The sequence below is a fragment of the Clostridioides sp. ZZV15-6597 genome (genome assembly GCF_020657815.1).
Classification (GTDB): Bacteria; Bacillota; Clostridia; order Peptostreptococcales; family Peptostreptococcaceae; genus Clostridioides.
Window position 1 is genome coordinate 1 of sequence record NZ_JAGWCT010000112.1, and the last position, 12,906, is coordinate 12,906.

A 12,906-nucleotide genomic window follows, 5' to 3' on the forward strand; every position below is an offset into this window, starting at 1 on the left:
ACTTGACATAGTATACATATATTTATATAATGTATATATACTATATATACAATTTAAGGAGGTGTCTAATTGAATATAGTTATTAGTAATTCAAGTGGCAAGCCAATATACGAACAAATTACTACACAAATTAAAAGTATGATTATAAGTGGAGAGTTGCCAGAAGGTACTGCTCTTCCAAGTATGAGATTATTAGCAAAAGAACTTAGAATAAGTGTAATTACTACAAAGCGAGCATATAGCGATTTAGAACATGATGGATTTATTGAAACAGTTACTGGTAAAGGTAGTTTCGTATCTGGCAAAAATATGGATTTTGTTAAAGAAGAACAACTTCGTTTAATTGAAGAATACCTACAAAAAGCAGTTGATACAGCTCAAAGTAGTGGTATTACATATGATGAGTTAAAAGATATTTTACTTTTATTATATAAGGGAGAATGATAATTATGGACGCAATAACTATAAAAAACCTAAACAAAGCTTACAAAAATTTTGCATTACAAGATGTATCTTTTTCAGTACCAAAAGGCTCTATAATGGGATTTGTAGGTGAAAATGGTGCAGGAAAAACTACTACATTAAAATCAATTTTAAATTTAATATCTTATGATAGTGGAAATATCGAAATTTTTGGTCTTGATAACATAAAAAATGAAAAAGAAATCAAAGAACAAATTGGTGTGGTATTTGAAGGAAGCAACTTTCATGAGAATTTAAATACAAATAATATCTCAAAAATTATGAGCCATATCTATAAAAACTGGGATGATACACTATTTAAAGAATATTTAAAAAAATTAAGAGTTCCAAATAATAAACTAATTAAAGAATTTTCAAAAGGTAATAAAATGAAACTTAGTATTGCTGTAGCTTTATCTCATAAACCAAAGTTATTAATATTAGATGAAGCAACTAGTTCACTTGACCCTATTGTAAGAGAAGAAATATTGGATATATTCTTAGATTTTATACAGGATGAAGAACATTCTATTATTTTATCTTCACATATTACAAGTGATTTGGATAAAATAGCAGATTATATTACATTTATACATAAGGGAAAAATTATATTTAGCGAAAGCAAAGATGAATTAATCGATACTATGGGTATCTTAAAATGTAGTTCTAATGATTTTGCTAAACTTACAAATGAAGATTATTCATATTATCGTAAAAGCCAGTTTGGATATGAAGTACTACTTAAAGACAAGTACAAATTTATTACAAAACATCCAAATCTTATAGTTGACAATACAACAATTGAAGAAATTATGTTATTTTATGTGAGAGGTGATAAATAGTGAAGGGACTAATTTTAAAAGATTTACTTAATTTAAAAGGCAATATAAAAATTATGATTTTATTTATGATTGTATTTGGATATATATCTTCTGTGGGAGATGGAAATAACAATAGTTTTATGGGTGTTATTATAGTTTTATGTACAACAATGATTGTCTCAACATTTTCATATGATGATTTAAATAAATGGGATAGCTATGTACTTACAATGCCTATCAAACGTAATGCTATTGTATTAAGTAAATATTTAACTATGTTAATATTTAGCTTTATAGGTGTATTTTTCTCACTTATTATTAGCATCGTTATTGGATATTTTAAAAATACACTTGTTTTAGATGAGACTTTAGTTATTACAGGATTAATTTTATCAATTTCAATATGTTTTGCCAGCCTTATTTTACCACTTATTTATAAATTTGGTACAGAAAAAGCTCGTTTATTAATGATTGCATGCTTTTTACTTCCTACTGCTGTATTATTAGGATTTAAAAGCCTTTTGGAAAGATTTAATTCAAGTATCTCTATTGAGATTATACTTAATACTTTAGTTTATTCTCTTCCATTTATTGCTATTTTTTTGTTTGTAATTTCATATTTTATTTCTACAAAAATTTATTGTAAAAAAGAAGTATAAAATATATTAACACCAGTTTTTATGTTTAAATAATTTTATAAAAATACTATCGAGGTAAAAGTTGATGGTATTTTTATTTTTTATTTCTACTAGGATTTTTATTTTTTTATTATTTATTTGTTTAATAACATCCTATTATTTTCCAAATATACTGATATAATATAATTATCTGATAAATTTAGTTGACAATTATATTTTTAGGAGGGTACATATGTTAGGACAAAGATGTATGGATTATTTACAAACATTAGGAAAAATAAGTTCAACAACAACAGGTCTTACAAGACTTATATTAACTGATGAGCATAAAAAATCGATTGAATTAATAAGTTCTTGGATGAAAGGTTTGAATCTTGATGTTGAAATTGATGATATTGGAAATGTTATAGGTACATATAAATCTACTTTCTTAAACGCACCTACATTAGTAGTTGCATCTCATCAAGATAGTGTAAAATGCGGAGGTATATTTGATGGAATGCTAGGAATAATTGTTCCTCTAATTGGACTTGAGGAAGCTATAAATAATAATAAATCTTACCCATTTAATGTTAAAGTAGTTGCATTTGCTGAGGAAGAAGGTACAAGATTTGAAACATCTCTAATGGGAAGTAAAGTTTTTGCTGGTACTTTTAAAAAGGAGCTACTCAAATCTGTTGATGAAAATGGAATTACACTTGAAGAAGCTGTGACAAAATTTGGATTTGATACTAAAAATTTAATAAATTTACACCCTAGAAAAGATATTGATGCTTATTTAGAATTCCATATCGAACAAGGGCCTGTCTTAGAAAACAACTCTCTTCCTGCTGGGATTGTTTCAAGTATTACAGGATTTAAGAGTTTTAAAATATCAGTAAATGGCAAATCTGGTCATGCTGGAACATTACCAATGGATATGCGATTTGATGCTGGATGTTGTGCTTGTGAATGTGTATTAGCAATTGAAAATATAGCTAAGATAACTCCTGATTTAGTTGCTACAATTGGAAAGATGAATTTTTATCCATCATCATCAAATGTAGTTCCTGAAAGAGTTGATTTTACTCTTGACGTACGCTCATGTTCACAAGAAATTCTTGATATTTCAGTAATAAAAATATTTGATGAAATAACTCGTATATGTCAAAATAGAAAACTTAACTATACAAGTGAACTCTCTTTTGAAAATGTTCCTGTACCATGTTCTGATAAAATAACAAAAGTTATAGAAAAAAGTTTTGTAGATTTAAATCTCAACCCATTTTATATTTATAGTGGCGCTGGTCATGATGCTCAAGAAATGGATAATATAACTGATATAGGTATGGTATTTATAAGATGTACTGAAGGTATAAGTCATAATCCTAATGAAAATGTTACTGTGAATGATTTAGATATTGCGGTAAAAATATTTTTAAAAATACTAGATAATCTTAATCTAAGATAATTTTATGATAATACTCTCTATTCTGATGTATTAAAAAAAATGAAAATAAACATGAAGAAGGTAGCAACTAACCATAATTGCTACCTTCTAATTCTATTTATATATAAAAGTTGGTATCCCATCAAGAGTATCAAATCTATCATTTCCATTAGCTATATACCTTACTTATAATTATACATTCTATTCATAATTAGCTCATTTTAAATCATATATATTATACAATAGATATCTTTCTAATAGTGGAAATAAACATTCAAATTATTTTTAATATTTCTATTGATTTTTATTTATTTACCTTAAAAAACATAAAGGATACCAAAACTGATATCCCTTATAAATATTATATATTCATTTTTTATTATATTTCTAATTTAATATTCAACTTAACTCATAGAGTTAGAAAATTCTTCTCCTGCTGTAACAAGATTAGATAATAATACATCAGCCAGAGCATCATTAGCTGAACTTATTATCCACTTATTATCTTTCTTAGTACATTCAAACTCTACAGTTTTTGTTACAAAAGTTTCTTCAACACTTTTTTGCTTTTCTTTCATGATTGACACTAACATTTCAGTTGTTTTCTCATCTGTTAAATCTTGACCTGAAAAACTCATGCCAAGCATCTTTGTAAATGCTTCAGCTATTATTTCTTTAAGTAATGGTGTTGAATCTACAAACTTACACTCTACTTGAATTTTTGCATTATTATTTTTAATCTCACTGTCTTTTATTGTGTATGTTATTTTAGATGCATTATTTTTTAGATAATCTAAAACATACTGTGCACTTGGGTCTTCTGTTTCTAATTCTTTTAGTATATCCTTATATTTTTCATCATTATTTTCCATAACTTTGTTCATACCTTCAAAGTCAAATTTCTTTGCACTACTAAAAAAATTATTGATTGTATCTTCTGATTTTGCACTTGAACATGCTGTCAAAGATATTGCTAATAAAAAAGTTGTTAAAAGTAATATGATTTTTTTCATATCTCAAATCCTCCCTCTTAATTTGTTGATACATAAGTTATTTTAACATATAATGAGGATTTTTAATAATATATTTAGAATATTTATCACTTTTATCAAAACATAAACCTAGATTAAAAAATATTTATATTAAATTATTATTCATATTTACATCAGTCATAGTAGAAACCATAATAGCCTTTATAGTATGCATTCTATTTTCTGCCTCTTCAAATACTTTTGAATACTTGGAATTAAATACCTCGTCAGTAACTTCTAATTCTGATAATCCAAACTTTTCATAAATTTCTTGACCAACTTTAGTTTCTAAATCATGAAAAGCTGGAAGACAATGTAAAAATATAACATTTTCATTTTCAGTTTTCTTTATCATATCCATATTCACTTGATAATCTTTAAGTTGATTTATTCTCGCTTCATATTGTTCTTCTTCTCCCATAGAAACCCATACATCTGTATATATAACATCAGCACCTTTTACATCATCAATATTTTCAGTTAACAATATATCTCCTTTAGACTTTTTAGATATCTCTCTCATATCTTCAACTAACTTTTCATTTGGCCAAAGCTCTTTAGGAGCAAGTGCTACAAAATGAATTCCCAATTTAGCACATCCTATCATCAACGAGTTACCCATATTATTTCTAGCATCCCCAACATACACAAATTTAACTTTATTTAAATCTTTATCTACATTTTCAGTTACTGTTAGAAAATCTGCAAGTATTTGAGTTGGATGATATTCATCTGTAAGGCCATTCCAAACAGGTACTCCAGAGTATTTTGCTAAACTTTCAACAGTTTCCTGTTTAAATCCTCTAAATTCTATACCATCATAAAATCTTCCTAAAACTTTTGCTGTATCAGATACAGATTCTTTTTTACCCATATGACAGTCATTGGGACCTAGGTAAGTTACATGAGCACCTTCATCATGAGCAGCTACCTCAAACGAACATCTAGTTCTTGTTGATGTCTTCTCAAACAATAATGCTATGTTTTTGCCTTGCAATAAATCTCCTTTTATACCAACCTTCTTCTTAGTTTTTAAATAACTAGATAGAGTTAATAAATATCTAATTTCCTCTTTAGTGAAATCCTTTAATGTTAAAAAACTCTTTCCTTTTAAACTTATATTATTCATATTGATTTTCCCCTTTTTGTAAATTTATTTAAATGCTACTCAATCTTTAGTTTCATATATTTTTATATGCCTTCATTCTTATTCTAATAATATATCTTCTAAAAGCTTAATTAACTTCTAGTAGTATATCTTTTAAAATTTCAAGAGCTTCATTTATCTCCTTATAGCTAATTGTTAAAGGCGGTAAAAATCTAAGTACATTCTTTCCAGCAGTCAAAACAAGTAATCCTTTTTTTCTAGCTTTTTCTTCTATAATGTTAGATTCAATAGTAGTTTCTACTCCTATCATCAAGCCCATACCTTTTGTTTTTACTACGATTGTACTATTAAAATTTTCAATAGATTTTCTTATATAATCCCCTTTTTCTAATACATCTTCATAAAATCCTTCTTTAGATATTTCATCTAACACAACAGAAGCTGCCACCATAGCTAATAAATTACCTCCAAATGTTGTACCTTGATCTCCTTTACCTAAAACTTTTGAAAATTTTTCATTTACTAATACTCCTCCTATTGGTATTCCTGCTCCTAAACCTTTTGCAATTGTAACAATATCTGGTTTTACATCAAAATATTCATATCCAAACAGTTTACCTGTTCTTGCTATACCACATTGAACTTCATCAAAAATTACTGCTATGTCTTTTTCTTTACATATTTTTACAAGTTCTAAAATATAATCTTTTTCAAGAACATTAACTCCACCTTCGCCTTGAACTGCTTCAAGAATTACTGCACAAACAGTTGAATCAATATTATTTTTAAAATCTTCAATATCGTTTTTTTCTACATATTTAAAGCCTTTGGGAAGTGGATAAAAATATTTATGATACTTATCCATGCCAGTTGCCATCAAAGACATCATTGTTCTACCATGAAAAGAATCCTTTAAACTTATAATTGTCCCTCTTCCCTTACCATATTTATCACTACTATACTTTCTTGCTATTTTAAAAGCAGTTTCATTTGCTTCTGTTCCAGAGTTGCAAAAATATACTTTATCCAATCCACTTGTATTAATTATTTTTTCTCCTACAGACAATACTGGACCATTGAAATATAAGTTTGATGTATGTAATAATTTGTCCACTTGGTTCTTTAAGGCAGTTTTTAGATTATTATTACTATATCCAAGAGAGGATACTCCATATCCGCTTGTAAAATCTATATATTTATTGCCTTTAGTATCAAAAAAGCAACTACCTTCGCCATAGTCTATAATAAAATCAGGTTGGCTATATGTATTTATGAAATATTCCTCCCATTTTGAAACTATACTATTGTTATTTATATTCATTTTTATCATCCTCACTTAAGTTTATAATCTTCTTTATATTTAACGTATCTTCTTATTCATTTTCTTTTCTTATTAATGTACCTATCCCACTATCAGTAAATAACTCTGTTATTATAGAATGGGGAACTCTTCCATCTAAAATATGAACTCTATTTACCCCATTATTCAAAGCGTCTACACATCCATGTATTTTAGGTATCATGCCACCAGTAATTATACCTTCATCAAATAGCTTATCAACATCCTCTAGTATAACTTCTGTTATCAATGACTTTTCTTCATCTGGATCTCTTAAAAGACCTGGCACATCAGTAAGAAGTATCAACTTATCTGCATTTAATTCTTTAGCTATAGCTGATGCTGCTGTATCTCCATTTATATTATAAGTCTCTCCATCATCTCCAACTCCAATAGTTGCAATTACTGAAATATATCCTGATTTTAAACAAGATTCTATAAGTTCAACATTTACTTTCTTTATTTCTCCAACAAATCCTAGTTCATAATTTTTATATGGGTCACATAAAATCATATTATTGTCTATCCCACAAAGCCCTACTGCTCTTCCACCTTTTATATGTATCTTATTTACCAAATCTTTATTTACCTTTCCAGCTAAAACCATTTTTACAATTTCCATGGTTTCTTCATCTGTATATCTAAGCCCGTTTACAAATTTACTTTCTATATCTACTTTAGCGAGCATTTTATTGATTTCTGCTCCTCCACCATGTACTAAAACTATATTGATTCCAACATAACTCATAAGTACAAGGTCTTCCATAACAGACTCTTTTAAACCATCTTTTTTCATTGCACTTCCACCATACTTAACTACAATAGTCTTTCCTTGATGCTTTTCTATATATGGTAAAGCTTCTATCAGCGTATTTGCTTTTTCTATATCAATCATTAAGCATTTCCTCCTAATTTCTATAACTTCCATTTATTCTTACATAATCATAACTTAAATCACATCCCCATGCATTTCCCCTAGCATTTCCCATGTTCAAATCTACTAATATACTTATTTCATCATCTTCAAGAATTTTTTTCGCTTTTTCTTCGTTAAAATCTAACCCATTTCCCTGTTTACATACTTCTATATATCCTTTCATGCTTTCAAAAATAATATCTACTTTTTCCATATCTATTTCTTCACCCGCATAACCTAAAGCACACAATATTCTTCCCCAATTTGCATCAGCTCCAAATACAGCTGTCTTTACCAAGGAAGAAGATATAACTGTTTTTGCTAACTTTACTGCATGTTCTTCGCTTAGTGCTCCATTTATATAGCATTCAATTAATTTTGTGCATCCTTCTCCATCTTTAGCAACAAGTTTAGCAAGTTCTATACAAACATATGTAAGTGCACTTAAAAAGACTTGATAATGTTCATCTTTTTCATCCATTCTCTCATTTTTCGCTTTTCCATTTGCCAAAATCATTACCATATCATTAGTACTTGTATCTCCATCTACACTAACTCTATTGAAGCTTTTATCAACTGCACTCTTTAGAGCTTCTTTTAAGAGAGCACTATCGATATTTGCATCCGTAGTTATAAATCCCAATGTTGTTGCCATATTAGGATGTATCATTCCTGAGCCTTTTGCCATACCTCCAATAGTTATTTTTTTATCTCCATACATTATTACTACTGCTATTTCTTTCTTTATAATGTCAGTTGTCATAATCGCTTCTCTTGCTCCAATATGACCTTGTTTACTGAGATTACTCACTAATTCATCCATATTTTTTTCTATTAAATCTATATTTAATGGTTTTCCTATAACACCAGTAGATGCAACCAAAACATCCTCTTCTTTAACATTTAATTTTTCACTAGTAAATTTAGCCATTTTATATGCATTTATAAGACCTTCTTTTCCATTAAATGTGTTAGCATTAGCACTATTCACTATAATCGCTTGTGCTTTTCCATTTTTAATATGCTCCTGTGTTACATAAACTGGATTTCCTTTAACTTTATTTTGAGTAACTACTGCTGCTGCATCACATAAAATATCTGAATAAACTAAAGCTAAGTCCCTCTTTTCTTTATTTTTTCTCAAGCCACAGTGAATTCCTGAAGCAACAAACCCTTCTGGAACTGTAACTCCACCCTTTATAATCTCCATTTTTATCCTCCTACTTATATGAGTTTAGTATTTTTCTATTCCTAAAATGATGGTGCAATATGCTTTAATCCTGTAGTCTCCTCAATTCCAAACATTATATTCATATTTTGTATGGCTTGCCCTGCTGCTCCTTTAATCATATTGTCTATAGTTGAACAGATTATTAATGTATCTTTATTTTCATGTACTGATATTACACATTTATTTGAATATATAACATTTTTTAAAGAGGTTATCTTATCTAATGGGAGTATTTCTACAAAATCTTTATATTCATAATAATCAGTCAATTTTTTATGTATATCACCTATAGATACATTATCTTCTTTTATGCAGTATATAGTTGATAGTATCCCTCTATTTACTGGAATTAGATTTGGTGTAAAAACTACATCTACATTTTCTTTATACGCTTCACTTAGATTTTGTTCTATTTCTGGAGTATGTCTATGTTTTCCTATTTTATATGCAGTTATATTCTCATTAACTTCTGTAAAATGACTACTTGTTGATAACTCTCTACCAGCTCCTGTGAGACCTGATTTAGAGTCAATTATTATATTATTATTTTTTATTAACTTAGAGCTTAATAATGGCATCAGTGGTAAAGAAATACTAGTAGGATAACATCCTGGATTTGCAACTATATCAGCATTTTTTATATCTTCTTTATATATCTCACTTAATCCATATACAGCTTTTTTGTGTAAAATTTTATCTATAAAAGATACCCCATACCATTCACTATATATTTCTTCATCTTTTATTCTGAAATCAGCACCTAAATCTATGACTTTCTTTTTAGATTCGATTGCTTTTATTGCAAATTTTTCACTTACCCCATGTGGAAGAGCAGTAAATACAACATCACACATATCAATGACTTTTTCGTTTTCTATACATACCATACTGTTTTCATAACCTATACTTAGGTATACATCAACTATATTTTTGCCAATGTATGAATTTGAACCTATAGCTGTAACTTCTACTTCTTCATGATTTATTAATAATCTTAGTACTTCTACACCAACATATCCAGTTGCTCCAATAATCCCAGCTTTTATTTTACTCATTTTATTCCCTCCGTTTTACAATTATTTTAAGAATATTTTGAATTATTTTTTTAGATTGATATTATTATTTGATAATCATTTGATAATTTATAAATTTAAAACTATCTAACTCACAATAAAAAGCCCCTTAGCATTGATAATGCTAAGAGGCGAATTTCCGCGGTACCACTCTTATTGGTAAAATTATAATTATAATAAATATTCTTATAAATTAAAAAGTATTTGCAAATGTATATTTAAAATTAAAAAAGCCTCTTGGTCAAAGACCAAGAGACGAATATACACCCGCGTTACCACTCTAATTGATAAGATAATCTTACCCACTCTAATCTCTTAAGGCGAGACTCACCAATTACCATACTCCTAGTTCTGGTAACTTCCTCCAAAGCTCTATTCACAATAAAATTCATTACTAGGCTTCCACCATCCCTAGCTCTCTATCAAATCCTTTTATGCTACTTTCTTTTTCATAGGATTTCAATTTCTTTTCTTGTTGTTTTATATAATAATTTATTTTTAGTAGTTTGTCAATATTATTTATAAACTTTTGGAAATTTTTTCTAGATTGTTAATTTCCACCATTTTGTATCTGAGTTACGATATAACTTAAAACCACATCTTAATAAAACATTTTGTGAATCTGTATTGTCTGCATCAGTTTCAGCTATCACAGAAGAAACATTTTGTTGACTTAATCCCCAACTACATATCTTTTTAACAGCTTCTGTCATATATCCTTGTTTTTTATAATCTTCACCTAGGCCATAACCAATCTCAATTTCACCATAAGAATTTGGTACATCTTTAAAATCAGCTAATCCTATAATTGTACGGTTTTCATTTAGCATAATAAACCAAAATGTATAAAACAATATATTTTTTTCATCTTTTTTAGCAATATCTAATTGTCTTTTTACAATATCATAAAAAAACCCAATCATTGGTTCTGCACAATAAATGCAATCCAATTCCTTTTCTAATTCTGCATTATTGGAAGTCCAAAGTTCAAGTTGACGAAGTGATAGTGGAATTAAAGTTAATCTTTTTGTTTTTAATATCATTTTTTCTCCTTTTTAAGAGAAGGACTAAAATTGTTATCAAAGAACTCTTAATCAGACACAACAATAGTCTTTCTATTGATTTTCTTTTTAATATGATAAAACCTCGTCTATTACATGAATTTTCATTTATTAGTTCTATATTTTCTAGCAGGCTATAAATTTTACTACTCAATATCTTTTTTGCGAGTCTTAATTATCATATCATGACTATACTTAGTAGTTTTAAATGTATCGGCAAATGACATTATAATGACACTATTTATAAGTATTAACTCATCATAATGTAGAGTTACTTTTCCACTATAAAAGTCATTCAACTTCTTTATGTCTATATTGGTTAAAATAGATACTATATCCATTGAGAATTCCCTACTATAATTTATTATATTTTTATTCATTAATTTTATTAATACTTTTTATTATTGCTTTATTATTTTTTTCAAAAGGAAGAGGTTTAAAAATATTAACCTCTGCTAAATACTTTTTAGGTGTACTTGAAACTGTCTCAGCCTTACAAATAAATTTATAATTTGTTCCAGCTACAATTTGAGTAGAAACAATAAGTGGCTCATATTCAACACCTAGCAATGTTCCTTTGGTTTCATTAAACACTTTCAAGTCATCTTCGTTTGGCAACCTAAGATTTGCCCATCCGCCACACAAATTATGTATATCTATTGGATTTTCAACTCTTATATTACTTTTATCAATACTGTAATTATCTTTACTAGTTTCTGAGTTTTCTTGCGCATATGTAGTTCCTGTAATTAACATAGATATAATCATTCCAGCAGATATAATTTTTGTGTTAATACTTTTATTCATAATAATTACCCTCTCTTAATATATTTTATTTACATTCCAATATTTAACAAAATTTCATCTACTCAACATTATACCACAATAATCATAATAAATAGTAAGTTCATGGGATACCTTAAGTATATAGATTAGAATTTAATAGACATCTAAAATACATTAAATTATAAAATATCACAATTTAAAATTACAATATTTATATCTTATTTTAATTGAGTTTTAAAAACCTTTACTATCTAAAAATTTTTCGATTTTTTTCTCAGAAAGTATCTCATTAGTTATAAATTTCCCATTGAAAAAAAGACTATATGTAGTAAATGGTGCAGGAGCATTTTGTGCTTCTTTTGCTGTTTCAAATTTTATAAGATTTACTTCAATACCTCTAGCGTTCGCAATTTTTTTCAAAATAGGAGCATATTTTGCAGTATGTGGACACTGATTACTATAATATAAAACTATCCCATTCTCCTTTGGTTTGCTTTGTTTTACACAATCTTTAAAGCATGGAATAGGTACATTATTAGTAAATGGAAAATACAATAGTTCATAACTAGGTTCTGATGTATCTGCCAGATAAAATCCTTTATATTTTAGATACTTAGAATCAGATAAAAAAGGTAGTTTTTTTTCAGATGAAAGTACAACTATACCATATTTTCCTTTTGACTTTGCATCATCAATACATTTTTGTAATAATAAATTAGAATATCCTTGTCCTTTAAATTTTCCAGATACCCAGAAACAATTAATATACATATAATTATTTGCAGTAATAGGACACCATGCATTTTCTGCTGGAATATATTCTATAAAAACTTTACCTCTTTCATCTAACCTTTTAAATACAAGGCCTTTATCAAAATTGCTTTTCATCCAAAATTTTTTAGAAGAAACACAGTTTTCTCCCTTTTTTTCAGTAATTGCACAACATATATGTTCATTGTCAATATTGTTTAAATTTATATCTATAATCTGCATATTGTCTCTCCTTTTCTC

General features: G+C 27.6%; 14 protein-coding genes and 1 other annotated feature. Of the genes, 4 read left to right on the forward strand and 10 right to left on the reverse strand.

The window, feature by feature from the left end:
• Positions 1-69: 69 nt before the first annotated feature.
• The 4 genes from KGF52_RS17805 (at position 70) to KGF52_RS17820 (ending at position 3,371) form a co-directional block, all read left to right on the forward strand.
• Positions 70-444 (forward strand): GntR family transcriptional regulator, encoded by a 375-nt coding sequence (locus tag KGF52_RS17805; protein WP_227827959.1) that lies wholly within the window; start codon positions 70-72, stop codon positions 442-444.
• On the forward strand, positions 441-1,304 hold the full coding sequence (locus tag KGF52_RS17810; protein ID WP_227841091.1) for an ABC transporter ATP-binding protein: 864 nt from the start codon (positions 441-443) through the stop codon (positions 1,302-1,304). The genes KGF52_RS17805 and KGF52_RS17810 overlap by 4 nt, the downstream gene beginning before the upstream one ends.
• Positions 1,304-1,942, forward strand: coding sequence for an ABC-2 transporter permease (locus tag KGF52_RS17815; RefSeq protein ID WP_227827957.1), 639 nt, complete (start codon positions 1,304-1,306; stop codon positions 1,940-1,942). Before KGF52_RS17810 ends, KGF52_RS17815 begins: the two co-directional genes overlap by 1 nt.
• Positions 1,943-2,153: 211 nt before the next feature.
• Positions 2,154-3,371 carry a M20 family metallo-hydrolase gene (locus KGF52_RS17820; RefSeq protein WP_227841092.1) on the forward strand — a complete coding sequence of 406 codons (1,218 nt, stop codon included), beginning with the start codon at positions 2,154-2,156 and terminating at the stop codon, positions 3,369-3,371.
• Between the two features lie 383 nt (positions 3,372-3,754).
• Here the strand turns inward: KGF52_RS17820 and KGF52_RS17825 are convergent, their stop codons facing one another.
• From KGF52_RS17825 to KGF52_RS17870, 10 genes are all read right to left on the reverse strand, one after another.
• Entirely contained in the window at positions 3,755-4,363 is a 609-nt protein-coding gene (locus tag KGF52_RS17825; RefSeq protein WP_227841093.1) for a hypothetical protein, read from the reverse strand.
• Between the two features lie 124 nt (positions 4,364-4,487).
• The gene (argF, locus tag KGF52_RS17830; protein WP_227827954.1) at positions 4,488-5,510 is read right to left on the reverse strand and encodes an ornithine carbamoyltransferase; all 1,023 of its coding nucleotides are present in this window, start codon (positions 5,508-5,510) and stop codon (positions 4,488-4,490) included.
• Positions 5,511-5,616: 106 nt separating this feature from the next.
• On the reverse strand, positions 5,617-6,810 hold the full coding sequence (locus KGF52_RS17835; protein WP_255611308.1) for an aspartate aminotransferase family protein: 1,194 nt from the start codon (positions 6,808-6,810) through the stop codon (positions 5,617-5,619).
• A gap of 52 nt (positions 6,811-6,862) precedes the next feature.
• Positions 6,863-7,723: an acetylglutamate kinase gene (gene argB / locus KGF52_RS17840; protein WP_227827953.1), complete on the reverse strand. Its 861-nt coding sequence runs from the start codon at positions 7,721-7,723 to the stop codon at positions 6,863-6,865.
• A 13-nt stretch (positions 7,724-7,736) separates the two neighbouring features.
• A complete protein-coding gene (gene argJ, locus KGF52_RS17845) occupies positions 7,737-8,954 on the reverse strand; it encodes a bifunctional glutamate N-acetyltransferase/amino-acid acetyltransferase ArgJ (RefSeq protein WP_227841094.1) in 1,218 nt (405 codons plus the stop codon).
• A 41-nt stretch (positions 8,955-8,995) separates the two neighbouring features.
• Positions 8,996-10,030, reverse strand: coding sequence for an N-acetyl-gamma-glutamyl-phosphate reductase (argC, locus tag KGF52_RS17850; protein ID WP_227841095.1), 1,035 nt, complete (start codon positions 10,028-10,030; stop codon positions 8,996-8,998).
• A gap of 266 nt (positions 10,031-10,296) precedes the next feature.
• Positions 10,297-10,510: a binding site (T-box leader), on the reverse strand.
• Positions 10,511-10,590: 80 nt separating this feature from the next.
• The gene (locus KGF52_RS17855) at positions 10,591-11,091 is read right to left on the reverse strand and encodes a GNAT family N-acetyltransferase (protein ID WP_227841096.1); all 501 of its coding nucleotides are present in this window, start codon (positions 11,089-11,091) and stop codon (positions 10,591-10,593) included.
• A gap of 164 nt (positions 11,092-11,255) precedes the next feature.
• A complete protein-coding gene (locus KGF52_RS17860; protein WP_227841097.1) occupies positions 11,256-11,450 on the reverse strand; it encodes a hypothetical protein in 195 nt (64 codons plus the stop codon).
• A gap of 31 nt (positions 11,451-11,481) precedes the next feature.
• Complete coding sequence (locus KGF52_RS17865) at positions 11,482-11,916, reverse strand: hypothetical protein (RefSeq protein WP_227841098.1); 435 nt, start codon at positions 11,914-11,916, stop codon at positions 11,482-11,484.
• 213 nt (positions 11,917-12,129) lie between these two features.
• Positions 12,130-12,906: GNAT family N-acetyltransferase (locus KGF52_RS17870; RefSeq protein WP_413927404.1), on the reverse strand; the 777-nt coding region annotated here is incomplete at its 5' end.